At 51.8% G+C, this 25378-nt stretch carries 22 protein-coding genes; 16 read left to right on the top strand and 6 right to left on the bottom strand.

Annotation, left to right across the window (positions count from 1 at the left end):
- Nucleotides 1-29: 29 nt before the first annotated feature.
- The gene (locus ACYQ8U_RS00415; protein WP_459943524.1) at nucleotides 30-1412 is read right to left on the bottom strand and encodes a PFL family protein; all 1383 of its coding nucleotides are present in this window, start codon (nucleotides 1410-1412) and stop codon (nucleotides 30-32) included.
- Nucleotides 1413-1473: 61 nt separating this feature from the next.
- Nucleotides 1474-2034, bottom strand: coding sequence for a glycine cleavage system transcriptional repressor (locus ACYQ8U_RS00410; RefSeq protein WP_459943523.1), 561 nt, complete (start codon nucleotides 2032-2034; stop codon nucleotides 1474-1476).
- 398 nt (nucleotides 2035-2432) lie between these two features.
- Between ACYQ8U_RS00410 and ACYQ8U_RS00405 the strand changes: the two genes are divergently transcribed.
- The 8 genes from ACYQ8U_RS00405 (at nucleotide 2433) to ACYQ8U_RS00370 (ending at nucleotide 9726) form a co-directional block, all read left to right on the top strand.
- Complete coding sequence (locus tag ACYQ8U_RS00405) at nucleotides 2433-3452, top strand: 3'-5' exoribonuclease YhaM family protein (RefSeq protein ID WP_459943522.1); 1020 nt, start codon at nucleotides 2433-2435, stop codon at nucleotides 3450-3452.
- Between the two features lie 9 nt (nucleotides 3453-3461).
- A complete protein-coding gene (gene holB / locus ACYQ8U_RS00400; protein WP_459943521.1) occupies nucleotides 3462-4460 on the top strand; it encodes a DNA polymerase III subunit delta' in 999 nt (332 codons plus the stop codon).
- Nucleotides 4461-4474: 14 nt separating this feature from the next.
- A complete protein-coding gene (locus ACYQ8U_RS00395) occupies nucleotides 4475-5389 on the top strand; it encodes a PSP1 domain-containing protein (RefSeq protein ID WP_459943520.1) in 915 nt (304 codons plus the stop codon).
- A 5-nt stretch (nucleotides 5390-5394) separates the two neighbouring features.
- Nucleotides 5395-7359, top strand: a complete 1965-nt coding sequence (gene metG / locus ACYQ8U_RS00390; RefSeq protein WP_459943519.1) for a methionine--tRNA ligase — start codon at nucleotides 5395-5397, stop codon at nucleotides 7357-7359.
- 33 nt (nucleotides 7360-7392) lie between these two features.
- Complete coding sequence (locus tag ACYQ8U_RS00385; protein WP_459943518.1) at nucleotides 7393-7689, top strand: YggT family protein; 297 nt, start codon at nucleotides 7393-7395, stop codon at nucleotides 7687-7689.
- A gap of 53 nt (nucleotides 7690-7742) precedes the next feature.
- Nucleotides 7743-8615, top strand: coding sequence for a DivIVA domain-containing protein (locus tag ACYQ8U_RS00380; RefSeq protein ID WP_459943517.1), 873 nt, complete (start codon nucleotides 7743-7745; stop codon nucleotides 8613-8615).
- A gap of 38 nt (nucleotides 8616-8653) precedes the next feature.
- Nucleotides 8654-8965 carry a DUF167 domain-containing protein gene (locus tag ACYQ8U_RS00375; RefSeq protein WP_459943516.1) on the top strand — a complete coding sequence of 104 codons (312 nt, stop codon included), beginning with the start codon at nucleotides 8654-8656 and terminating at the stop codon, nucleotides 8963-8965.
- A 65-nt stretch (nucleotides 8966-9030) separates the two neighbouring features.
- A complete protein-coding gene (locus ACYQ8U_RS00370) occupies nucleotides 9031-9726 on the top strand; it encodes a triose-phosphate isomerase (protein WP_459943515.1) in 696 nt (231 codons plus the stop codon).
- A 36-nt stretch (nucleotides 9727-9762) separates the two neighbouring features.
- On the opposite strand, the gene ACYQ8U_RS00365 is transcribed toward ACYQ8U_RS00370, so the two are convergent.
- From ACYQ8U_RS00365 to ACYQ8U_RS00355, 3 genes are all read right to left on the bottom strand, one after another.
- Nucleotides 9763-10650: an HDOD domain-containing protein gene (locus ACYQ8U_RS00365; RefSeq protein ID WP_459943514.1), complete on the bottom strand. Its 888-nt coding sequence runs from the start codon at nucleotides 10648-10650 to the stop codon at nucleotides 9763-9765.
- On the bottom strand, nucleotides 10647-12269 hold the full coding sequence (locus tag ACYQ8U_RS00360) for a bifunctional diguanylate cyclase/phosphohydrolase (protein ID WP_459943513.1): 1623 nt from the start codon (nucleotides 12267-12269) through the stop codon (nucleotides 10647-10649). The genes ACYQ8U_RS00365 and ACYQ8U_RS00360 overlap by 4 nt, the downstream gene beginning before the upstream one ends.
- 250 nt (nucleotides 12270-12519) lie before the next feature.
- Nucleotides 12520-13269, bottom strand: coding sequence for a hypothetical protein (locus ACYQ8U_RS00355; RefSeq protein WP_459943512.1), 750 nt, complete (start codon nucleotides 13267-13269; stop codon nucleotides 12520-12522).
- Nucleotides 13270-13484: 215 nt separating this feature from the next.
- Here ACYQ8U_RS00355 and dnaG point away from each other — a divergent pair, with 215 nt between their 5' ends.
- The 8 genes from dnaG to ACYQ8U_RS00315 all read left to right on the top strand — a co-directional run bounded on the left by dnaG (nucleotide 13485) and on the right by ACYQ8U_RS00315 (nucleotide 23994).
- Nucleotides 13485-15296 (top strand): DNA primase, encoded by a 1812-nt coding sequence (dnaG, locus tag ACYQ8U_RS00350; RefSeq protein WP_459943511.1) that lies wholly within the window; start codon nucleotides 13485-13487, stop codon nucleotides 15294-15296.
- 240 nt (nucleotides 15297-15536) lie between these two features.
- On the top strand, nucleotides 15537-17168 hold the full coding sequence (locus ACYQ8U_RS00345; RefSeq protein ID WP_459943510.1) for a sigma-70 family RNA polymerase sigma factor: 1632 nt from the start codon (nucleotides 15537-15539) through the stop codon (nucleotides 17166-17168).
- Between the two features lie 194 nt (nucleotides 17169-17362).
- Nucleotides 17363-18469, top strand: a complete 1107-nt coding sequence (dprA, locus tag ACYQ8U_RS00340) for a DNA-processing protein DprA (RefSeq protein ID WP_459943509.1) — start codon at nucleotides 17363-17365, stop codon at nucleotides 18467-18469.
- A gap of 67 nt (nucleotides 18470-18536) precedes the next feature.
- Nucleotides 18537-19220 carry a ribulose-phosphate 3-epimerase gene (rpe, locus tag ACYQ8U_RS00335; RefSeq protein ID WP_459943508.1) on the top strand — a complete coding sequence of 228 codons (684 nt, stop codon included), beginning with the start codon at nucleotides 18537-18539 and terminating at the stop codon, nucleotides 19218-19220.
- 23 nt (nucleotides 19221-19243) lie between these two features.
- Complete coding sequence (locus ACYQ8U_RS00330) at nucleotides 19244-20836, top strand: glucose-6-phosphate isomerase (protein ID WP_459943507.1); 1593 nt, start codon at nucleotides 19244-19246, stop codon at nucleotides 20834-20836.
- Nucleotides 20837-21197: 361 nt separating this feature from the next.
- Nucleotides 21198-22478: a dissimilatory-type sulfite reductase subunit alpha gene (gene dsrA / locus ACYQ8U_RS00325; protein ID WP_459943506.1), complete on the top strand. Its 1281-nt coding sequence runs from the start codon at nucleotides 21198-21200 to the stop codon at nucleotides 22476-22478.
- 57 nt (nucleotides 22479-22535) lie between these two features.
- Complete coding sequence (gene dsrB, locus ACYQ8U_RS00320) at nucleotides 22536-23663, top strand: dissimilatory-type sulfite reductase subunit beta (protein WP_459943505.1); 1128 nt, start codon at nucleotides 22536-22538, stop codon at nucleotides 23661-23663.
- Nucleotides 23664-23754: 91 nt separating this feature from the next.
- On the top strand, nucleotides 23755-23994 hold the full coding sequence (locus ACYQ8U_RS00315) for a dissimilatory sulfite reductase D family protein (RefSeq protein ID WP_459943504.1): 240 nt from the start codon (nucleotides 23755-23757) through the stop codon (nucleotides 23992-23994).
- A gap of 84 nt (nucleotides 23995-24078) precedes the next feature.
- Here ACYQ8U_RS00315 and ahcY read toward each other — a convergent pair whose 3' ends face one another.
- Nucleotides 24079-25377 carry an adenosylhomocysteinase gene (gene ahcY / locus ACYQ8U_RS00310; RefSeq protein ID WP_459943503.1) on the bottom strand — a complete coding sequence of 433 codons (1299 nt, stop codon included), beginning with the start codon at nucleotides 25375-25377 and terminating at the stop codon, nucleotides 24079-24081.
- Nucleotide 25378 lies beyond the last annotated feature (1 nt).

Raw genomic sequence — 25378 nt, 5'->3', positions numbered from 1 at the left:
GGCGGTGGCTTATTATCCGTTTACCGGGGTCAGTTTTTAAAACTGTGGATCGGCGCCGGCATTCTGCCGCCCCAGGCGATGAACCGGCTCGACTTGCCGATGTTTCGAATCGGCATAATCGGGCTTGCCCCGAAAAGGCCGCCGAAACTGACAGAGTCACCTACTTCCTTGCCGGGCACCGGGATGAGGCGTGCGGCGGTGGTCTTGGAGTTGATCAGGCCGAGAGCCATCTCGTCGGCAATGATTGCCGAGATGGTATCGGCATCAACCGACCCGGGAATGGCGATCATATCCAGTCCGACGGAACAGACGCAGGTCATCGCCTCAAGTTTTTCCAGACAGAGCGACCCGTCACCCACCGCTTCGGCGAGCATGGCGTCTTCCATCACCGGGATAAAAGCGCCGCTCAGGCCGCCCACCGTTTTACTGGCAAAGATGCCGCCTTTTTTTACCGCGTCGTTGAGCATGGCGAGAATGGCCGTAGTGCCGGGGGCGCCGATGGCATCCACCCCGAGAATCTTGAAGATTTCGCCGACGCTGTCGCCGATAGTCGGCGTCGGGGCCAGGGAGAGATCAACTACGCCGAAGTCAATGCCCAGCGATTGAGAGACGACGCGGCCGATAAGCTCGCCGCAGCGGGTAACCCGGAAGGTGGTCTGTTTGATTTCCTCGGCCAGTTCGTCGAGCTGCAGGCTGCCCGGCTCCGGATGTTTCTCGATAAGCCGCTCCAGGGCCCGGGCAATGACCCCTGGTCCACTGACACCGACGTTGAGGACGGCATCCGCTTCTTCCACGCCATGAATGGCGCCGGCCATGAACGGATTGTCGCCGGGCTGATTGCAGAAAACGACAAATTTTGCCGCCCCGAAGCCGCCCTGATCGGCAGTCCTTGCCGCCAGCTCTTTAATGGTGTGACCCATCATTGCCAGGGCGTCCATATTGATGCCTTTCTGGGTGGTACCGATATTTATCGAGGAACAGACCTTTTCGGTCTGGGCCAGGGCCTCCGGGATCGAGGCGATAAATTCCCGGTCGGTTTTGGTCATCCCTTTTTCCACCTGGGCGGAGAAGCCACCGAGGATATCAACGCCGACCGCTGTTGCCGCCTGATCGAGGGTTCTGGCGATCCGGACAAAATCATCGCGAAGAAAGCCGGCCCCGACAAAGGCTATAGGGGTTACGGCAATACGCTTATTGACGATGGGAATACCATATTTTTTACTTATTGTATCGCAGGTCGCCACGAAATTACCGGCATAGCCGACTATTTTCTCGTGTATTTTCTGGCACGTCTGTTCGACATCACCCCCTCGACAATCGAGAAGACTGATGCCCATGGTCACCGTACGGACATCGAGATTTTCTTTTTGAATCATCTCGACGGTGGCAAGAATCTGGTCGGAACGTAGCATGGTCGTTGTTTCTCCTGTCCCGTAACAATGGGTGATGCGGGAATAAAATGATCGGCTTTCCTCAGTGCAGGGTTACTTCGTTGGTTACCTGAAAAATGTCATTATGTTGCATCATGATGGTCAGACCACTTTGCTGTGAGTATTCTTCAAGCTCCTGCTGCAGGGTGTCAAGCGACGAGATGCAGTGTTTCAGATCCAGCTGCAGGGCCATGGTGTACTGGTCGTTTTTCAGGGTGGTGGCCAGGTCAAAGATGTTGATATTGTGGTTGTAACAGAACAGGCTGATGCCGTGGACAATGCCGGTCTTGTTCGGCCCCTGCACGGTGAGAATATAGGTCTCTTCCGGTGGGCCGGTAATTTCTTCCTGCTGCTCGGCAGTGAGCTCCTTGATCGACACTTCAAATTTGCAGCTGGTTTTGATATGGGAAATGGCGGCAAGGAGATCTTCTTTGGTCACTTCCGGGGAAAAGGAAGCACTGAGAATCATCGTCAGATAGCCACAGAGAACCGTCTGGTTTAAATCGGCAACATCGCCGCCGAGTTGGTAGATCGCCCCGGTAATGTCGGCAATTATTCCCGGTCTGTCCTTGGACATCACAGAAATGATCATCTGTTTCCTCATTCTCTTTACTCCTGGTTGCAGGCGGGGAGTCCCTGAAATACTTTTCAACTTTTTTAAAAGAATTTCGTCGAGGTCCTTCCACCGACTTATTGTTTCTCCCTCTCGGGGGGAGTTTTTATGGTGACAGCAGCTTTTTAAGCTGCTGCCTGTGCCCAGCGAAATCTGCCATTATTGCACTGATTATAAAAATCAGCAAGCAGGAAAATCGCATTTTCCAGGCAGTGACCGGGTGTTTTGCCGCCTTTGCCGTGAATTTATGAGTATTTTGGGGGTATTCCTTGTATACTTCAGCCTTTTTATGATTTTATGACTGGATGGAAAACATGTGAGGCCGGCGAGATGGACAGAAGACCGGACCAAGGCCTGGGGGAATACTGTACCGAGTATGGGAAGAGATGATGGAAAAAAAATTATTTGTCGATAAACTGAAAGAAGGTGACCGGTTTGAAGACCTCTTTCTCATTAAAAACGTTAAACTTGGTGAGACCCGGGCAGGCAAGCCGTATCTGATATTGACCGTCATGGACAAGAGCGGCGAAGTGTCCGGGCCGGTCTGGGAAAATGTCCCGGCGCTGCAGGAAATTTGTCTGCCTGGAACAGTGGTACGGCTGACGGGGATGGTGCAGTCGTATCGTGATTCCCTGCAGCTGCGTATCGACGGGGTCAGCCGGGTTGCCGAGGTGGAGGTCGACCTGGGCCACTTCTATCCATCCTCGCCGAGAAACATCCAGGAGATGGCCGATGAGCTCCAGGCCATTGTCCTCGGGGTGAGCAATCCCTTTTTTAAAAAATTGCTCAACCATTTTTTTAAAAAAGGCGACTGGTGGTCGTGCTTCCAGGAGGCGCCTGCCGCCAAAGGCATCCACCACGCTTATATCGGTGGCCTGCTCGAACATTCCCTGTCGGTGGCCGGAATTGCTGATTTTCTGGCGAAACACTATGCCGGGGTTGACCGGTCGCTGCTTATCACCGGCGCCCTGCTGCATGATATCGGTAAACTCGAAGAGCTGAAGATGGAAGGGGGGATCGTCGAATATACCGTGCGCGGCAGGCTGAAAGGGCATCTGGTTATCGGCAGTGAAATGGTGGCGCAGGCCGCCGGAAAAATTGATAATTTTCCTGAGGAGCTGCTCGAGCAGCTGCAGCATCTCATTCTCAGTCATCATGGCCGGCAGGAATTTGGTTCTCCCACCGTGCCGATGACCGTCGAGGCGTTCATGCTCAGTTTTCTTGATGACCTCGATGCCAAAATGAATATTACCGAACAGTTGAGAAGGAAAATGGACAAAAAAGAACGAAGCTGGACCGATTACCAGCGCAGCCTTGAACGCTACCTCTATCTCGGTGGCTTTGGCGAAAAAGGGCAGGACGACGACACCGCTCCGCCGGCCAACAGCCGGCAGCCTTCTCTTTTTTAACTGACGGGCATGACGGCTCCTCCTTTTCTCTGTTTCACCCAGCTCCTTGGCCAGGATAAAGCCAAGCGGATGCTCAGCCGCTCTCTTGCCGCCGGTCGAGTGCCGCATGCCTATATCTTTAAGGGGCCGGAAGGGGTCGGCAAAAGGCTGTTTGCCAGGGGCGTTGCCGCTGCGGTCAACTGTCGGGATAAAGAACGGATCGGGGCCTGCGGCGTCTGTTCCTCCTGTAAAAAATTTCGTTCGATGACTCACCCTGACTTTCAGGTGGTCAGTCCGGAAAAAGGGGTGATCAAAATTGATCAGATCCGGCGACTGACGAGGGAACTCAGCTATCCGCCCTATGAATCGGCGATGCGCGTCGTGGTGCTCGAGGATGTCCAGACCATGCGCCGTGAGGCGGCCAACAGTCTGCTGAAGACCCTGGAAGAACCGCCGGAAAACAACCTGCTTATCCTGACCGCCGAAACTTCTCAGGAGATTCTGGCGACCCTGATCTCAAGGTGCCAGGTTGTCCCGTTTAGCCGATTGAGTGTTGATGATACGGTGACCATCCTTGTGCAGCAGGGGGTTGAACGCGAAGCTGCCCGGCTTCTGGCGCGGCTTTCCGAGGGGAGTCCAGGCAAGGCCCTGCTGTTTCACCAAACGGAAATGATCGGTCTGTGGCGAAAACTGGTGTCGTTTTTATCGAATAAAGCGATAGATCCCGATCGCGATGTAGGAGAACTCTTGCAATTAGCGGAAAATATGGCAAGTCTGAAAGAAGACCTTCCATCTCTTCTGGGGCTGCTTAAAATCTGGTTGAGGGATCTTCTTTTGGCGGGCGCCGAAGACGGGGCCGAGGCCAGGAATGGGAACATTTCCGGAAAGGTTTGGGATTCCAGTGAACTTTTTGTTAAATTACAGGCTATTGACCGGGCAGAGAAAGAACTTGCCCGTAACTGTAATCGAAACCTCGTCTGTGAGGTTCTTTTGTTCAAGTTGCAGTGCTATAACGAGCTGAAGCACTAAAGGATATATGCTCTATGTCAGGCAGTGAAAACGAAATTTTTGTCGATGAAGCGGCTGTGCCGGAACCGGTGCACGAACCGATATATTATAGGTTTCAGTTTCGCCAGGGCGGGCAGCAGTTTACCGGTGCCGGCCCCTTTCCCGGGCTTATCGTCGGCACCGTGGTGATGGTCAAGACGGATCATGGTCTTGAGCCTGCGCGTATAGCCGGCTATTCGCCGATATGCGGATGCCACGGACCGAAGGGGCAGGCAAATTATGAAATTGAACGGGTGGCCCAGGGAGTTGAGCTGGAAAAATTCGTCAACCTGGCGGAAACGGAAGAAGTTGCTTTTAAGGTGTGCCGTTCCTTGATAGAAAAACATAGTCTTGGCATGCATCTCGTCAGGGTGGAACGTTTTTTCAACGGCAGCAAAATGATTTTTTATTTTACCGCCGACAGCAGGGTCGATTTCAGGATGCTGGTAAAAGACCTCGTCCAGGAGTTTCGCACCAGAGTGGAAATGCGTCAGGTCGGGGTGCGGCATGAAACGAAAATGATCGGTGGTATCGGCACCTGCGGGCGTGAGCTGTGCTGCTCCTCGTATATTAAAAATTTTGAATCGGTGTCCATTAAAATGGCCAAGGAGCAGGATCTGCCGCTCAATCCGACGAAAATATCCGGGGTGTGCAATCGTCTGCTCTGCTGTTTGACCTATGAGTACGAAACCTATAAAAAACAACGCAAGAACATGCCCAAGGCGGGCAAAAAGATCAAGGTCGATGGCGAACAGTATCTGGTTAAACGACAGATGCCGCTGCAGGATGCGGTCATTGCCGAAAACAGCGCCGGCGACGATGTCGTGCTGAAAAAAGACCAGTGGGAGTTGTCGCAACCTTTAAAAAAAGACAATCCCGAGAAGAAAAGAGAAAAGAAAAGAGGGAAGTAGTTAATATGACAACCTATATTACCACACCGATATATTATGTGAATGCCCAGCCCCATCTCGGGCATGCCTATACGACAATAGTTGCCGATACCTACAGTCGCTTCAGGCGGCTGTGTGGCGAGAAGGTGCGCTTCCAGACCGGCACCGACGAGCACGGGGATAAGATTGTCAAGGCGGCGGAAAATGACCATGTCCCGCCACAGGACTATGTTGACAGGATAAGCGCTCTCTTTCGCGATACCTGGCCACTGCTGCAGGTAGAACCGGATCATTTCATTCGAACGACGGACGCTCGGCATATCGCGGTGGTGCAGAGGATTCTCCAGCAGGTCTACGACAGCGGTGATATCTATTTTGATGAGTATACCGGTCTCTACTGCCAGGGCTGTGAGCGCTATCTTACCGACAAGGAGCTGGTCGACGGCAACTGCCCTGATCACCAGAAACCGCCCGAGGAAATTGCCGAACAGAACTATTTTTTTCGCATGTCCCGCTATCAGCAGCAGCTCATCGATCATATCCATACCCATCCGGAATTTATTACCCCGGAACGATACCGCAATGAAGTCCTGTCGTTTTTGAGTGAGCCGCTGGAAGATCTGTGTATTTCCCGGCCGAAGTCCCGGCTTACCTGGGGCATCGAGCTGCCCTTTGATGAAAAATTCGTCACCTATGTATGGTTTGATGCCTTGATCAACTATCTCACCGGCATAGGCTATCCGGACGGTCCGCAGTTTACCGAGTTTTGGTCGGTGGCGGAACATGTCATTGCCAAGGATATTCTCAAACCCCATGCTATCTACTGGCCGACCATGTTGCTGGCGATGGGCGTGCCGCTGTATAAGAAGCTGCATGTGCACGGCTACTGGAATATCGATGACACGAAAATGTCCAAGAGTATCGGCAACGTCGTCCGGCCAAAGGAGTTGGTGCAGGAATATGGCGTGGATACCATACGATATTTTGTCCTGCGAGAGATGTCTTTTGGCCTGGACTCGTCATTCAGCTCCGAGGCAATTGTCGCCCGGCAGAATGCCGATCTGGCCAATGATCTGGGCAACCTGTTCAGCCGGGCAACGGCCATGGTGCGCAAATATCGACAGGGAAAGGTCCCGGCACCGGCACAATTCACCGAGACGGACCGGGAACTGGTCGCTGGTGCAGAGACTATGCTCCGGGACTACCGGCAGCTGATGGCCGAGTTTCTTTTTCATCGCGGTCTGCAGGCTGTCTGGGAATTTGTCGGTATGGCCAACAGATATATCGTCACCAATGAACCGTGGACCCTGGCCAAGGACCCGCAGAATGCGGCAAGACTGGATACTGTTCTGTATAACATCCTTGAGTGTCTGCGCCTGCTCACGCTGGTGTTGCAGCCGGTGATGCCCGGCGCTGCCGGCAGGATGGCCACCAGTCTCGGCCTGGCCGCAGATGATGAACGGATATGTTCGCTGGAGCAGGGCGGCCAGTGGAATATGCTTTCTCCCGGTACCGAACTGCAGGCGATCGATAACCTTTTTCCACGTCTGGATGACGGCGGCAAAGAGGTAAAAAAGGATGCCGCTAAAGATGCCGCTGCCCACCTGAAGAAGGAAAAAAATGAACCGCTGGCGGTAGCCGGAGAGAAGCTGCTGCTCAATCTGCTGCCCTACGAGCATTTCCAGCAGCTTGATCTGCGCGTGGCGGAGATTGTCGGCGTCGAGCCGATCAAAAAATCAAAAAAGTTACTGAAACTGACGGTGCATGCTCCGGAAGAAAGGACAATTGTCGCCGGCATAGCCGAGTATTATACGGCTGAGGAACTGATCGGCAAACAGGTGCTTATTGTCGCCAATCTGCAGCCGGTCAAAATAATGGGCGTCAGCTCCCAGGGCATGGTTTTAGCTGCCAGAACAGAAGAAAATGGACAGGAACGGCTGGTTCTTTCCGCGGTGAGTGCTCCGGTCGCCCCAGGCAGTAAAGTTGCCTGACAGAAAATGAGAAAATGAGAAAAGGAGAGGCGTATGTTTGTGGTAAATAATTTTATGATGGCGATTGCCCAGCTGCTCGATTTTGTCCTGACCGCCTATATGTGGATCATTATCGGGCGGGCGGTGATCTCATGGGTGAATGCCGATCCGCACAACCCGATCGTTAGGTTTTTGTACGAGGCAACGGAACCGGTACTGAGCCGTATTCGCCGATATTTACCGATAAGCTTTGGCGGAATAGATTTTTCGCCAATGATCCTCATCATCGGCATAATGTTTCTGCAGAGTTTTGTGGTCCAGACCTTGAAGCAAATTGCCATGGGAATTTGACATACGGATCTTTCCTGCCATGACCACTATTATATTTCACTAGGGAGCTGGACATGCTGACACCGCAATCTATTAAGGACCAGGAATTCCAGACGAAGTTCAGAGGCTATGAACCGATCGAGGTAAGAGCCTACCTGGAACTGCTCGCTGAAGATTTCTTTGAATTGACCGAGCAGAATCGTCTGCAGGCGGAAGAAATCGAATCTCTTCTTGCCGAACAGGAAGCTTTGCAGAGAAGCAGGGATAGTCTTGCCGCTGAAGTGAAGATAAGTCAAGAGAACGTCGAGGGCATTCAAGAAGAAATTCAGGACGGCTATAAACAGAAAGACCAGGAAATAGCCGAGCTGACTGAAAAACTGACAGCCGTATCGGCATCGCTTGCCGATCTGGAAGAGCAGAATGCGGCGTATCGTGAAAAAATAGCAGCAATGGAGACACAACTTGCCGCCGGGCCGGGGGCAGGGCTCCAGGATCAGATAGAGATTGAAAAACTTCGCGGCCGCATCGAGCTGCTCGAGGAACAGAACAGGGAGCTGAAACAGGAAGGGATGGATTTTAAAACCACCATCCTTACCGCGCAGAAATTTGCCGACGAGCTGCGCCGGAACAGCCAGGAGGATGCCGAGAAAATCATGGACGAGGCTCGGGCGGAAATTGACAGATTCCGCATGGAGGCGGAGGCGGAACTCGCCCGGCTGCCGCTGGAAATAGAAGAATTGCACCAGCAGAAAATCAAGGTACGCAAAGATCTGGAGACGACCCTGTATACCTATCTTGAAGCGCTTGAGGCCCTCGATACCCCTTCGGTTACGGCGAACAACGACAAAAAGGATGATCTTGCCGATCTTTTTCAAAGTATCCAGCTGCCGGACGATGAAAGTGTTGAGCAGGTTGATATCGACCGGATCAACATGGATCCCACCTGACGTGTTTCCGCTCGGCCGTCAGAGAAGTTGCGCCTGATATGTCCTATGTCTCGACTTTATCCGACGGCACGGTATTGCTCAGCCTGCACGTCCAGCCGAAGGCGTCTAAGAGCAGAGTCGTCGGTCTGCATGACGGTTGCCTGAAGGTTGCCGTGGCCGCTCCTCCGGTCGAGGGCAGAGCCAATAAAGAAGTGGTGAAGCTTATGGCCGGAATTCTGGGCATTGCCGTGCGGCATGTGACGGTAAAAACCGGTACCCTGTCCAGGAAAAAACTGCTTGCCATCAAAGCCTTGCCTGAAGCGGAAGTCCGCGCGGTGATTGAAAAAACATTGCAGGAATGTCAAAAATAATTTGATCTTCGTACTGTTTATCGGTAATTCAGCACCGGTCGGTTCCGGCTGGAGGGAGAAAAAATATGGTACGCTATGTCATCGGTAACTGGAAGAGCCATAAATCAAGTGATGAAGGACGTCGGTGGTTTGACAGATTTGCCGCCATCTATCGGCCGCAGCCGGGTGTCCAGGTCATCGTTGCGCCGTCCATGGTCAGCCTGGAAAGCATTGCGCTGCATCTCAAAGGACTGGCACTCGACAATGTTTTCCTCGCTGCCCAGGACATTTCACCCTTTCCCAAAGGCAGTTACACCGGCGCGGTAGCCGCGGATCTGGTGAAAAAACTCGCCGCTTACGCGATCATCGGTCATTCCGAGCGTCGCCGGTATTTTCATGAAACCAGTCAGGATGTGGTGAATAAGGTGACCGAGGCTGCCGACAGCGGCCTTGGGCCCATAGTCTGTGTCGATAGTTCCAACGCCCATGCCCAGCTCGCGGCTCTTGCCGATGTCGAGTGTGACCACCTGCTGGTCGCTTATACTCCCGTTGATGCCCTGAATTTCAATATCCCCGAATCACCGGAAAAGGTGGCGGAAACGGTCCTGCAGCTCCGGCAGATGTTTCCCGCCTATCCGGTTGTCTATGGCGGCGCGATTTTTCCCGGCAATGTGCAGGGTTATCTGCAGCTCTCCGCGCTTTCAGGTGTTTTTGTCGGCTCGTCGAGCCTGGAGCCTGAACCGTTCGCCGATATCTGCGCACAGGCGGCCTTGTCTGCATAAAGAATCCGCGAGCGGAAAATTTCCCGTTTACCAGGGTTATGATGAGAAGGCACTGAGTATTTCCTGATTTTTTTCCCGTTGTAGCTGCAAAAGATCAAACCAGTGGCCAAAATTTTCCGTCCTCCAGGTGAGGTTGTTCTCCTGCCAGAGGGCTGAGGTCTCCGGGAGGAAATCGACAAAAATTTTCTCCACGTCACAACTTTCGATACAATCCGAATGGCAGTACATGAGAGACAGGATATCGGCTACCTGGACGATGAGAGGATATTCCTTAAAATGTGGCGCCTTTTCTGGAGAGTGGTGATAGCCGATGGCCATGGCCAGTTTTTCCGGCAGGAGCCATTTTTTGGCGAGCTGCAGCCCGACCATGTCGTGGCTGGTGGCAAATTTGGTGTTTTCTTCGACTAAATCATCGGCATTGCCTGGATTGGACAGTTCCCGCAGGATCGGATAATCGTTTGGGAAAGCCATGAGCATGGCCAGCTTGCCAATATCGTGAATAAGTCCGGAGATGAACAGTTCACTGGGCGGGAGATGCAGGTGTTCGCCGATAATTTTTGCGGCCAGTCCGCAGGTGAAGGCGTGTTCCCAGAAGAGACTGATAGTGTTTCGGTTTTCTTTACTGAGCTTTGGAAAGGAAGAGAAAATGGCTTTGCCGATGACAATGTTTCTGATCTCTTCAAAGCCCAGCACAACCACTGCCCGTTCCATGGTGCTCACTCCACGCGGAATGCCAAAAAAAGCTGAATTAGCAACTTTTAAGATGGTGCTGCACATCGTCTGATCCGGCAGAATGACCCGCATAAGTTCGTTGGCGCTGCTCTCCGGATTGGCTGTGACGACCATAACCTCTGCAACAATTGCCGGCAAGGCGGGGAGGGATTCTATCTGGCTGTTTATGGCGCTAAGATATGGATGTGTCATGATATCAAATTGGGAAAAATGTTGACAAGGTCCTGCTGGGTTTGATCGAGAAAATCGGCATCTAATTGCAACAGGGTGTTCTTCTTGATTACCGCCAGGATCTGCAGCACAAGATAGGGATCAAACTGTTTGCCCGCCTCTTTTTTCAACTCCTCGATAATCTCCGTCGGCGTAAGTTTTCTCCGATAGGGGCGTTCGGAGTTCATCGCTGCCAGCGAGTCGACAATATTGAAAATCCGTGATCCAAGAGAAATTTCCTCGCCTTTCAGACCTAAGGGATAGCCTGTGCCGTCGTATCGTTCATTGTGGCCAAGCAGAACATTTCGTTCTTCGGTAAAATAGTCAAACATATCGGTCAGTTCGTCTAACTTAAACGGCAAATCCTCGATAATTTTCTGTTCCTTGCGGGTCAATCGTTCCGGTTTGGACAGGAGGTCATGGTGCAGAAGGAAACGGAAGCTGTTGTAGAGAGTGATCGAATTTTGAAAGGTCCGGGTATGTTGTTCCGGCAAACCGAGTTGCTGGCCAAGCAAGGCGACGTAGTGAGAAACTTTGTCGATATGCGACTGGTGTGCCGAACCGGCAATATTATTGGCCAGCAGCTGCAAAGAGGCAAGGGCCGAGGTTTTTGTCTTTTCAAAAATGCGCTGCAGATTTTCCCGCAAACAGGCGAGAGAATTTTCCAGGGAGATTTCTTGTGGATCATGGTGCGGGGTGTACACCTGCAGCCTGTTTCTGCCTTCGGCTTTGGCGGTAAACAGTGCTGTCTCGGCCATGCAGATAAAGGCGTTGTCATTGTCCGGCAGATGATCCTGCAAAGAGGCAATGCCGACCGAGACGGTCAGGGATGTAGTGGTCTTTCCATCGGTAAATGGTTTTTCCGCACAGGCCTTGCGTATTTTTTCGGCTGTTCTGCAGGCCTGCTGCAGGTCTGCCCCCGGCAGCAAAACGACAAAATCTTCGCCGCAGAATCGGTAGCAGGTGGCCTCTTTGTCGATCGTCAGGGTGAGTCGCGCAGCGAGTTCATTGAGAATGGCGTCGCCGAATTCCAGTCCCGAGGTCTTGTTGATGGAATTGAAATAATCTATGTTTAAAAGCAGCAATGACAGGTCGCGGTGTTCCGCCTGGGCAATTCTTAGAATCTGCGTCAGGCGGTTGGTAAAGTGGCGCCGGTTGAACAATCCGGTCAGGCCGTCACGGGTGGTGAGAAGATTGAGTTGCCGACTGAGGGTCGTCCTGTGCGCATAGTGTTCGGCACTGATCTTTTGCACTTGCGAGAGAAGGGCTATTCTGTGCAGGAAAATTGATATGGCAGAAGGAAGAGGAAGATAATCTATTACTCTGGTTGCGCCAAAATTTTCTATGACCTCCGGGATGCAATCGCCCTCACCGAGATAAAGAATCGGGGTATATTCAGGCAGATAATCGTCTTCTAGAAGAGAGAGGATGTGCTCCGGGCCGCCGCCGGTAACGACAAGCACGCAGCTCTGCAGTTCTCCTGCTGCAGGCAGGGTACCGGGGAAAAAACAAAGGACATGGGCTGTCTTCTCCTCGATCAGCCGCCTGATGGTATCGCTTTTGCTGAGGTCCGAGGCCGTTAGGTAGTTTTTCTCTGTCATAAGGTGTCAAATCGTCTGCTCTTTCGATTATAACTGACGAGAGCATGACGGCTGGTCTGTTGAAATTGGAGTATAATTGAAAAGTATATAAGTGCAGGGACTTGAATTGCAATACTTATAACCAAATATTAAAATTCATCGCATATATATTATGTCTGGATTTACGCCTTATATGTCGTTTATCCTCTTTAACTATCAACATATATTTCTATGTAGGGTATGTCGGTTCCCGGCCGGGGGGAGATACCGTTTAAAACGGACGTCTCCTCGGTTCGGAATGGTCAAAAAGAGGAAAGGCCTGTTCGAGTAATCCGTCCAGGGTAGCCTTTGCTTGCTGTAAGGGTGGTGGTTGAACCAGGGAATGCATCCTGCTGGTGACAGGGGGCGGCGGTTGTATGCGCAGCTCCTGATCCATATCCCGACCGGCGAGGGTCGCTCTGTCCGCCTGGAGGATTCCGCTATGGAAACCACCTGGATTGTCGATTTCGCGAAGAAAATTGAGGATACCTGAAAGATCATTTTTCCGATAAAAGCTGTCAATTTCTCTGCAGATCTCCTCATGCTCTTCTTCAAGTTGGATAACAATATCCCGGTAAGCAGCGATCTTGTCGGCGAGTGAAGAATAGATAGTGTAGACGAGATTCCGATATCGTCTTCTGCGGGTTAAGCCTTTACCTTTCAGGCCGGCAAAGAGCATCTGCCACTGCGAAGGACATAGTGGATTGACAGTGCTGCAGGCCATGGAACAGGCCATTGTGGACGTTAATGTGTCAGGCAGGCCGGTGAGATCAATAAAGGATCGAAACAGGTCGTCTTTTCTCAGAAGGCAGTGCATCCGTTCTACCTCGGCAATAATTTCGGCAGTTTTTTCCTTGCCTGCAGTCTGCAGTTTTTCCAGGTAGTCGTTCGATTCTATTTCAAGCCGTTTACGAAAACCAAAGTAACGATCGGCGATATCTTTTTTAATCTCAAACGTCAGTGCTTTGGTAAAATCTTCCATGCCATGCCGCCTTGCAGAGTTGGAAAGGTGAGCGAACCCAGGTAACCGGGCCACGGGTAAACCAATGGCGGCCCATGAGAATGCGTAGTATAGTATGGAAGCTAAGAAGAAGCACCTCTCTTTTTATTGTCTTGGCCGACTCTTTTACAACACACGCATTTTCAGCGGGAAATATATGGAGCAGAGTCCCTGTAGCAAAGGGGCTGGGATGGAATATGGTTACTGGTGAGTCACGGGATGCCATTACGGCACGGATAAAAGAACAGGCCGATATCGTCCAGATTATCGGCGAGTGTGTCGATTTGAAAAAGAGTGGCACACGATTCCTTGGCCTGTGTCCTTTCCATGGCGAAAAGACCCCCTCTTTTTCCGTGCACGGCGGACAGCAGTTCTTTCATTGTTTTGGTTGCGGCGAATCGGGTGATGTCTTTAATTTTATGATGAAATACCATAACCTTGATTTTCCCGAAGCGGTAAAGACACTGGCAAACAGGTATCACATTGAGTTGCCGGAACGCCGACGTTCTCAAGAAGAAGAAATACTCGCGCAAAAAAGACAGCTGCTTTTTGCGGTGAATGAAAAAGCGGCAACGCTTTATAGTCACTATCTGCGCGAGTCGACCGGGGCGAAAGCCGCAACGGCTTATCTGCACAAAAGAGGTGTGACCGGGGATATCCTGGCAAAATTTCGCATTGGCTATGCGCCGGCAGTGGAGGTCGAAGGATGGAATTATCTCGGAGGACAATGTACCGGTGCTGAATTACCGGCGGCGATAGAGGCTGGACTGCTCGTGGAAAAGGAAAAAGGCGGCACCTATGATCGCTTTCGTGACCGTATTGTCTTCCCCATCTCCGATATAAGCGGCCGCGTCTGTGGTTTTGGCGGCAGAATTGTCGGTGAGGGACAACCGAAATATCTCAATTCGCCGGAGAGCCCGGTCTTCAATAAAAGCAAACTGCTGCTTGGACTGTACCAGCAAAAAGAAGATATCCGGCAAAAGAATGAAGCGGTTCTGGTCGAAGGCAATTTCGATCTTATCTCTCTTGTCGCCGGCGGATGCACGAATGTCGTGGCCCCTCTGGGCACGGCCTTGACCCGGGAACAGCTCAGGCTGCTCAAACGGTTTACCGAACGGGTGACGCTTCTCTTTGACGGTGATGCGGCAGGCGCCAAGGCCGCTGCGCGAGCGGTGCCCTTTTTCCTGGCCGAACAGCTTGCCGGCCGGGTGGCACTGCTGCCTGACGGGCATGATCCGGATACCTTTATTCGGCAAAAGGGGCTGGCCGAATTACAGCAGCTCCTTCTGCAGGCGGAGTCATTGCCTGAGTTTTATCTCAAACGATTGATTGAGGAATATGGCCTGACCCTCGATGGAAAACGCCGGATTGTCGAGGAGCTGCAGCCACTGATCAAGGCGGCGGTTTCTCCCTTGCAGCGTTCGGTCTTCGTCGCCCATTTTGCCGAAAAACTCGGTATGCCCATGGAACAGCTCAATGGGCATCTCGATTTCTCACCGGACAGTCACCCGGTTTCCCCAACCCCGCCTGTGCCGAAGGGCAGAGTGGAACGAATCACTCCTCTGTCAATGTCGCAGAGGCAACTGGTGGAGTTCATGGTTCTCCAGCCGAAATTCTTTACTCGCCTGGAGGAAGGCGGTATACGGGAATGTCTTGCCGGGGGAGTCGGCGAGATTCTGTTTCTGCAGCTCAAGGGTTTGCTGGCCAAAAATCCGGATGCGGAACCGGAAGAGCTGTTGACTGTCCTGTCGGAAGGTGTCGAACGAACTCTGGTTGCCGATCTCCTGGTGCGGGCGGCGAATTGCACCGAGGCGAGGGACGAAGATGGTTCTCAGGCCGAATTTTCCGATCTGTTTGACTATCTCGAAAAATACCATCTGAAAAAGAGTTCCGAGGAATTGATGGTGCGAATGCAGCGCGCGCAGCAGGATGGTGATTTTGGACTGTTGCAGGAGCTTATGGTGCAGAAAATCGCCATTACCAGAAAACTCCACGGGGAGCAGATTTGATCCGCTTTCCAACGATTTAATATGGCGGTGATGATGAATTCACCGTGTGATTGATGAATTTTCTTGACAAATTCGTCGGTTTCGTTTGATTGGAGAATGTGTCTGAAATGTTAGTGGTTGTAATATCAGAATAATTGGCAGATAGTTAAACAAAGCTGATGCGCATATAAACCCTTGTAGCGGGTATGCCATATTTTGATACAAGGAGCGGTGCGTGACACGGCAGGGAGTGAAGACGAAATGAGCAGAGATACTGATGAGGCAATGATGGACTATGGCATGGACAAAGATTCCCCTTCTTACAACCTCAATGAAGATTCTGTTGAACAGGTTGTTTCTTCTGAAGATTTCTCCGATATGAACTATGACCGGCGAAGTGGCCGGCAAGAGCGCCGTAACAGTCCGTTTGCTGACCGAAGAAAACAGGACAGGCGCAGGGCGTCGCGCCATACGGAAGATTCGGATAAGGCTGCCAGATCGCAAACCTATATTGATCCGATGAACATCTACCTCCGGGAAATGGGTACCCTTACCCTGCTGAGCCACGAGGAAGAGTTGAAGCTGGCCAGGTTGATGGAGGAGGGAAAACGGCGGGTACAGGATGTCGTCCTGAAAACCCCTCTGGCCATACCGGTACTTCTTGAGGTTGTCAAAGGACTGGACAGCAACAATGATAAAATCTGTCAGATTATTTCCGGAATAACAGAAAATACGCCGAGCGTCATAAAAAAAGAGAGTAAGCAGTTCCTGCAGCATGTTGCCCGGGCTGTCGAACTCAACAAAGAACGGCAAGAGCTGTTGGCGCAGTATCTGAAGCTCAATGCTCAAACCGTCGAGGCCGAAAACAAACTGGCGGAAATTGAAAAAATTGGTGCAGCGATTGCCGGACTTTTTGCCGAACAAAGCATTTGTTCCGAATGTATCAAGGCGATAGCCGTCGGACTCGAGGAACTCTCCAAACGGTTTAGAAAAGTTTTTGTCGAGGTTATGGGCGAGCATGTCGTCAAGGCTGCCGGCTCTGCCGTCGAGGTGGCGCCGGAGATAATTGCCCAGCAGGTGAATCGACAAATGCTCGAAGAATCGGGTGTTGATGAGCGACAGTTGCGACTTATTCTTCAGGAAGTGGATACCGGCTGGGAACAGTATAAACTTGGCAAGGAGGGGCTGGTGCGGGCGAATCTTCGCCTGGTTATTTCCGTATCGAAAAAATTTGTCAATCGTGGCCTGCAGTTTTCCGACCTGATCCAGGAAGGCAATATTGGCCTGATGAAGGCCGTTGAAAAATTTGATCATCATCGAGGGTACAAATTCAGTACCTATGCCACATGGTGGATCAGGCAGGCTATCACCCGGGGCATTGCCGATCAGGGAAGAACCATCCGCCTGCCGGTGCATATGATTGAAACGATCAATCGCCTGCTGCGGGTATCGAAGGATTTTATGCTCGAGGAACATCGGGAGCCGACGCCCGAGGAGATGGCCGAACAGCTGGGGACCGATGTGGCCAAGGTGAAATCGGCACTGAAAATTGCCAAGGACGCCATTTCGCTCGACACCCCTGTCGGCGATGACGGGGAGACTTTTTTAGGTGATTTTATCGAGGATAAAGAGAAACTGGGACCGGATGAAATATCCATGGTGGCAAGCCTCAGAGAGTGTCTCAACCAGGTCATGTCGTCGCTTTCCCCGCGTGAAGCCAAGGTCTTGAAAATGCGCTATGGTATAGATGTCGACTGTGATCATACCCTGGAAGAGGTGGGGCAATGTTTTGCGGTGACCAGAGAGCGCATTCGACAGATTGAGGCGCAGGCCATAATGAAACTGAAACATCCGTCCCGCGTCGAAGAACTGCGCGTGTTTATGACCGACTGAGGCATATTTTCTAGGTCATGTGGGGCGAGGTTATTTTTTTCTCACTGCGTCAATGGCTGTTCTGAGCTTTTTTTGACCAGGTGAGCTGACCCGTCCATTCCAGTTGTTTCCTACATACTTTTGGCATCGGTAGTGCAATCAATGTCGGTTTCCTGCCGCAGCGGCAGTTTTTTTTCTACAATCCGGAGGCGTTGATGGCTTCAACCCTCGACTGGATAAATCTGAGTCTCGTTCCTGGCCTGGGACTGAGCGGGTATTGGCGTCTCATCGAGCATTTTCAGAGCCCGGCGGCAGTTTTCCGTGCCTCTGAAAAAGAGCTGCGCCAGGTCGAAGGGATCAGGGAGCGTCAGGTATCCGGGCTTTTTTCTGCAACAAACAGACACAACCTGGGTGAACAGCAACTGGAGGGCCTGGCAATCCTCGGAGGAGTCGCCCTTTCCTTTGAGGACGAGGGGTACCCGCCTCTGCTGCGTCAGCTTGTCGACCCGCCCCCGGTCCTCTACATCCTTGGCCGAAGTGAAGCTCTCGTTGATCCGGCGGTTGCCATTGTCGGCTCCCGCGCTGCCACCAGCTATGGTCGAAGGACCGCCTTTAATTTAGGGCGAAATCTGGCAGGCTTGGCGGTGACGGTAATTTCCGGCCTGGCTCTGGGCATAGATACCGAATCCCATCGAGGTGCTTTGGCGGGGCAGGGGACCACCGTCGCCGTACTTGGCTGCGGCCTCGACGTAGTCTACCCCCGGCAGAACCAGTCGCTTTATCGACAGATTGCTCAACGCGGTGCCCTGGTCAGCGAATACCCCCTTGGTACCCGGCCTGAAGGTTTTCGATTTCCTGCAAGAAACCGTATTATAGCCGGCCTCAGCCAGGGTGTTATCGTCGTTGAGGCGGCAAAACGATCGGGCTCCCTCATTACCGCGCAGATGGCCCTGGATCTTGGACGGGAAGTATTCGCCGTTCCCGGACAGGTCGATTCCTGTAAAAGTGAAGGCACGCACTGGCTGTTGCAGCAAGGGGCAAAACTGGTGCAGCGGGTGGAAGACATTGTCATTGAACTGGATTTGTCATGCAGCAAGGGCCACGAACAAATAGATATTGCCGCCGACCAAGACCATGTTGATATCGAACCTGATGCGTTATCATTACTTGCCTGCATCGAACCCTACCCGCTGTTACGCGAGGTTCTGCTCGAGAAATCCGGGCTCTCCCCGGCCAGGGTGAGTGAGTTGCTGTTGTTGCTCGAGCTGGATGGACTGATTGAAATGCTCCCTGGAGACCAGGTGAGAAAAATTTCCGGGTAAGATCATCTGATCAGCCCGGTTTTCCTTAACAATATTGCCAAAAAACCGATAGCTGCAAAGGAGAAACATGAGCAGGAAAATCCAGATAGCGCCGTCAATTCTGTCCGCTGATTTTGGTCGACTGGGCGAAGAGATAGGCGCTGTCGACAGCGCCGGCTGTGATGTCATTCACATAGATGTCATGGATGGCCATTTTGTGCCGAACATTACCATCGGTCCTCTCGTTGTCGAGGCCGCCCGGGCGGCGACCAGCAAAGAACTGGACGTGCATCTGATGATCAGCGATGCCGACAGATATGTTGACGCCTTTGCCGCTGCCGGAGCCGATTGGATTACTGTCCATGTGGAGGCGTGTGACCATCTGCATCGTACCGTGTCGAGAATAAAGCAGCTGGGTAAAAAAGCCGGGGTGGTGCTTAATCCGGCGACCTCGCTGGCAACCCTCGATTACATTCTTGCCGAGGTCGATCTGGTCATGCTGATGTCGGTCAATCCGGGCTTTGGCGGTCAATCATTTATTCCTGCAACACTTGCCAAGATCCGCCGGCTCAGGCAACGCATCGATGCCCTGGATCTTACAGTGGCAATTGAGATCGACGGCGGCATAACTGTCAATACCATCGGCGACGTTGCCGAAGCCGGGGCGAATATCTTTGTTGCCGGCTCGGCGATATACGGCAGCAAGGATTATGCGCAGACGATAACTGCTTTGAAGGAAAACGCCGAGGCGGGTGCTGCACGGTACAGATAACTTAGGTGAGAGGAGAGAGACCAATGGCAGCTGTTTTTACATCCCTGACGGAAACCAGGGCGTATCAGAAACTTATCCTGCTGGCAAAAAAACCCTACGATCTCACCGGCGAACAAGCCCTGCAGGCCGACAATCGCCTGGCACGCTACGTGTGCCGGACCGAACTGCTTGATCTGCATTACGCCACGGAAAGGGTGGATGACCAGGTGCTGGACCTGCTGCAGGAACTGGCGGATGAGCTGCGGCTGGTTGAACAGTTCCAGATGATGCGGCGGGGGGCGGTGCTGAACCGGATTGACGGCTTTGCCAGTGAAAATCGACAGGTGCTGCATACCGCCTGTCGGGATCTTTTTTCTGCGGAGCCGGCTGAACCAAAAGCCACCGGTCAGGCTAAAAAAGAACTGGCGAAGCTGCGGACTTTTTTAGAAAAAATTGATAGCGGAGAACTGTGTAATCAGTTGGGGGAGCGTTTCGACACCCTTATTCATGTCGGTATTGGCGGCTCGGACCTTGGGCCTCGATGCATGTTTGAAGCCCTTCGGGCCTACGAGCTGCCCGGAAGGCAGGTGCATTTTATCGCCAATGTCGATCCCGATGACGGTGCGCGGGTGTTGTCCGGGGTAGACCTGACCAAGACCCTGATCTGTATCGTCTCAAAGAGCGGCACCACCCTGGAAACCCTGACCAATGAAAGACTTGTCTGCCGGGCTCTGGTGGAAGCCGGCCTTGAACCGGCAAAACACTGCATTGCCGTGACCGGGGAAAAGAGTCCCCTCGATGATCCGACCAGGTATCTCGAATCTTTTTACATGCACGATTATATCGGTGGCCGATACAGCTCAACGTCGATGGTGGGTGCGGTCATGCTTGGTTTTGCTCTGGGCATCGACCAGGTCATGGACTTTCTCCATGGGGCTTCGGACATTGATCGGCTTGCCGAAGAAAAAGATGTCCGGCGGAACATGCCGCTGCTGTTGGCCCTGATCGGCGTATGGAATCATAATTTTTTAGGCTATCCAACGCTTGCCGTTCTGCCGTATAGTCAGGCCCTGCATCGCTTTCCGGCGCATCTGCAGCAGTGTGACATGGAGAGTAACGGCAAGTCAATTGATCGGCAGGGCAGACCGGTGACCAGCCAGACCGGGCCGATAATCTGGGGCGAACCCGGAACAAATGGGCAGCATGCCTTTTACCAGCTGCTGCACCAGGGGACAGAGATCGTGCCGGCTGAATTCATCGGCTTTAAGCAGTCGCAGATGGCCATTGACCTGCTCGTCCAGAAATCCACGTCACAGCAGAAGCTGCTCGCCAATCTGCTGGCCCAGGTGGTTGCCATGGCCACGGGACAATCCTCCGATAATCCTAATAGGAATTTCCCCGGCAATCGGCCTTCCTGTCTGTTGCTCGCCGACCAACTGACGCCTCGGGTGATGGGTGGGCTCCTTGCCGCCTACGAGGCAAAAATTGTTTTTCAGGGTTTTATCTGGAATATTAATTCCTTTGATCAGGAAGGTGTGCAATTGGGTAAGGTTCTCGCCACCAGGTTCCTGCAGGCGCTGGTTGATCGCTCAGCGTCCGACAAAACCCTTGAAGGTGCTTTCCTGAACCAGTTGTAAGAAAAGGGGGAGCGGGGATATTTCTCAACTGAATGGCTGTTCAGTTGCCGACGGGAAATCTATTGGATTTTTGTTGACAAAATCGCGTAGCAAAGATATTCTCACACCCTGAATGAGAATTCATAATCACACTTTGTCGTTATGCTTTATGCGTTGAATCCGCCAGGGAAGTGGTTAAGTACAATAATTCTAGATGATAAATCGAAAGTCGGTAAGAGTGTCTTAGCGATTGTTATCTTAGTAAGCGCACCCCGTATAAGGAGGGATTGTAAAGAACCCCTTTGTGCGGGGTTAGATTTTCTGTTCAGAGTATGAGTATGGTTAGGGTCGAAGTATAAACAGTAATTTAAAGGAGGAAATCATGGCAAAGCATGAGACGCCCTTGTTGGACCAATTGGAGAGTGGCCCGTGGCCAAGCTTCGTGACCGACTTGAAGCGCCAGGCCGAGAAAAAGCCTGAGTGTTGGGATATTCTAGGCATCCTGGAGTTGTCCTATAAAGATAGGATCACCCACTGGAAGCATGGCGGTATCGTCGGTGTTTTCGGGTATGGTGGCGGTATTGTCGGACGATATGCCGATGTACCGAAGCTGTTCCCTGGAGTTGAGCATTTTCACACCATTCGTGTTGCCCAGCCGTCATCGAAGTATTATTCCACCTCAAATCTTCGTCAATTGATGGATCTGTGGGAAAAATACGGTTCCGGTATGACCAACTTTCACGGTTCAACCGGTGATATCATTCTCCTCGGTACCCGTACTGAGAACCTCGAGCCTTTTTTCTGGGATCTGACCCATGATATGGGCCAGGATCTTGGTGGTTCCGGTTCGAACCTGCGTACTCCGGCCAACTGTGTCGGTGAGTCCCGCTGTGAATGGTCTTGCTATGACACAGAAGAAGCCTGTTATCATCTGACCATGCATTATCAGGATGAGATTCATCGCCCGGCATTTCCTTACAAGTTCAAATTCAAGTTTTCCGGTTGTCCAAACGACTGTGTTGCCGCCATTGCCCGTTCCGATATATCCGTTATCGGTACCTGGAGAGATGATATTCGTATCGACCAGGCTGCCGTGAAAGAATATGTTGCCGGTAATTATCCGTCGAACGGCGGGGCGCATTCCGGTAGAGACTGGGGTAAATTTGATCTTCAGAAAGAAGTCATTGATATCTGTCCAACCGAGTGTATGTGGATGGAAGGCGATGAACTGAAAATCGATAATTCAGAATGTACCCGCTGCATGCATTGTATCAATGTCATGCCCCGAGCCCTGCGTCCAGGTCTTGACAAAGGTGCGACGATCTGTGTCGGTGCAAAAGCGCCAATCCTTGATGGTGCACAGTTTTCTACCCTCATCGTTCCCTTCATGAAAGTTTCCAAAGACAATGAATTCGAAGAACTCGTCGAGTTCATCGAGACAGTTTGGGACTGGTGGATGGAAGTCGGTAAGAACCGTGAGCGTGTTGGTGAGACCATGCAGCGTGTTGGCCTGCCGACCTTCCTGCAGGTTATGGGTGTTGACCCAATTCCGCAGCATGTTAAAGAGCCTCGTTCTAATCCATATGTGTTCTGGAAAGAGGAAGAAGTTGAAGGTGGCTTTGAGCGCGATGTTGTTGAATTCCGTGCTAAACACGCAGCCTAATTACTGCTGTTTTAATTTGAGCTAACAATTCATATTAAATATAAGGAGATTTACACCATGGGTTATGATCCGACTAAACCAATGGAAGGCCGTATTTCAGATCTTGGTCCCCCCAACTACGAACAGTTTTTCCCACCGGTCATTAAAGCGAACAAGGGTAAATGGTTGTGGCACGAAATTATTCAGCCCGGCGTATTGATGCACAAATCCGAAACGGGTGACGAGGTCTATACCGTCCGTTGCGGTACCTGTCGTCTCGTTTCTGTTGAGTATATTCGTGAAATATGTGATATCGCCGACAAGCATTGCGACGGTTTCCTGCGTTTTACCACCCGTAACAACGTCGAGTTCATGGTCGATTCTAAAGAAAAAGTTCAGCCTCTACTCGACACCCTCGCCAGCATGGGTAACAGGTTTCCTGTTGGTGGAACCGGTGCTGGTGTGACCAATATCGTTCACACTCAAGGTTGGGTGCACTGTCATACCCCGGCAACCGATGCCTCCGGTGTGGTCAAAGCGGTTATGGATGAACTGTTCGAGTACTTCACTTCCATGACACTGCCGGCGCAGGTACGTATTGCTCTGGCCTGTTGTCTGAATATGTGTGGTGCTGTTCATGCGTCTGATATCGCCATCCTTGGTATTCACCGTAAGCCACCGATGATTGATCACAGCCGTATCAGTGGTGTCTGTGAATTGCCCTTGGCGATTGCCTCTTGTCCTCTGGGTGCTGTGAAGCCCGCCAAAGCCGAGGTTGATGGCAAAGAGATCAAAACCGTCAAGGTAAACGTTGAGCGTTGTATGTTCTGTGGTAACTGTTACACCATGTGTCCTGCAATGCCTTTGGCCGATCCGGAAGGTGACGGTATAGCTATCCTGGTAGGTGGCAAGGTCTCCAACCGGATCAGTGCACCGAAGTTCTCCAAGCTGGTTATTCCGTTCCTGCCGAATACCACCCCACGCTGGCCTGAAACCGTTCAGGCGGTCAAGCAGATTCTCGAAGCATATGCCAAAGACGCGAAGAAGTACGAGCGTGTTGGTGAGTGGGCGGAGAGAATTGGCTGGGAGAAATTCTTTGAGAAATGTGACATTCCGTTTACTATGAAGAGCATCGACGATTACCGTCTTGCTTATGACACCTGGCGCACTACTACACAGTTCAAGTACACCAGCCATATCAAATAGTAAGGCTAGAGTAGTGTTTGATGATCAGGTGGTTGCAATACCCCTGATCATTTGATGCTTTCTGCTACAACACTATATTAGGAGTATAATTATGGCACTAAGTACAGAAGAGCTAAAAAAAGCCATCGAAGAAAAAGCTACTAAGTCTCCCAAACCACAGCTGTACATTAAGGATTTCTATGCATGTGATCCTGATTCAAAGCCGCGGGTTATCAAGAATGTAGCCAACGAGATGGTACGGGAAGGAAAATTGATGTTCTGGTCTTCCGGATCAACGACCATGTATGCAATTCCAGGTCGAATCCAGGATGAGGAACACGAAAAAGAATAGCTTTTCCTGAGGTTGTTTAGTTGTTCAAAGGGCACGAGAAATATATTTCTCGTGCCCTTTTTTAGTTCCTGCTTTACACCGCCATCAATATCTGTAGTAGTCGGGTTTGTATGGTCCTTCTATCTTGACACCGATGTAGTCGGCCTGTTCTTTATTCAGTTTGGTCAGGTGTGCGCCTATCTTTTCCAGATGCAGGCGAGCTACCATCTCATCGAGGGATTTTGGCAGAAAATAGACCTTGTTTTCATACTTTTCTGAATTCTGCCAAAGTTCGATCTGCGCCAGGATTTGATTGGTAAAAGAATTACTCATGACAAAACTAGGGTGGCCGGTGGCACAGCCGAGATTGACCAATCGTCCTTCGGCGAGCACAATAATTCGCTTACCATCCGGAAAAATGACATGGTCGACCTGCGGTTTGATGTTTTCCCATTCAAGCTCTCGGATGCCGGCTATATCTATTTCCGAATCAAAGTGCCCAATGTTGCACACTATCGCCTGGTCCGGCATTTTTTCCATATGCTGTCGGCTGATGACGCGCAGGTTACCGGTGCAGGTGACGAAAATATTACCGATAGCGGCAACTTCATCCATGGTTACCACGCGGTATCCTTCCATGGCGGCCTGCAATGCGCATATCGGATCGATCTCGGTAATGTAGACAGTCGCCCCCATACCCCGGAGGGCTTGGGCGCATCCCTTGCCCACATCGCCGTAGCCGATTACCACGGCGTTTTTGCCGGCGATCATGACGTCAGTCGCACGTTTTATGCCGTCTATCAGCGATTCCCGGCAGCCATAAAGGTTGTCGAATTTTGACTTGGTGACGGAGTCGTTGACATTAAAGGCCGGACAGGCGAGACTGCCTTCAGCCGCCATCTCATTGAGTCGATGGACCCCAGTCGTCGTTTCTTCGCTGATACCGCGAATATTGGCCAGTTCCTTGGGATATTTCTGATGCAGAACCAAGGTCAGGTCGCCGCCATCGTCGAGGACCATGTTAGGATACCAGCCGTCCGGGCCAAAAATAGTCTGGTCTATACACCACCAGAACTCCTCTTCCGTCTCACCTTTCCAGGCAAATGTCGGGATACCTGCAGCGGCCATGGCTGCGGCAGCGTGATCCTGGGTAGAAAAGATATTGCAGCTGGACCAGCGTACCTCCGCGCCAAGGGCAACGAGAGTCTCCATGAGTACCGCGGTCTGGATGGTCATATGCAGGCAACCGGCGACGTGCGCCCCTTTCAGAGGGGCCTGGTCCTGGTATTTTTCGCGAAGTGCCATGAGACCTGGCATTTCCGTTTCGGCAATGGCAATTTCTTTGCGGCCCCATGCTGCCAGGCTCATGTCGGCAACTTTGTAATCTTTAAAGGTTTCAGTCATT

The sequence above is a fragment of the Desulfocastanea catecholica genome, assembly GCF_054657295.1.
The sequence above is the reverse complement of the archived record's forward strand: the minus strand, read 5'-3'. Positions and strand labels throughout refer to the sequence as shown.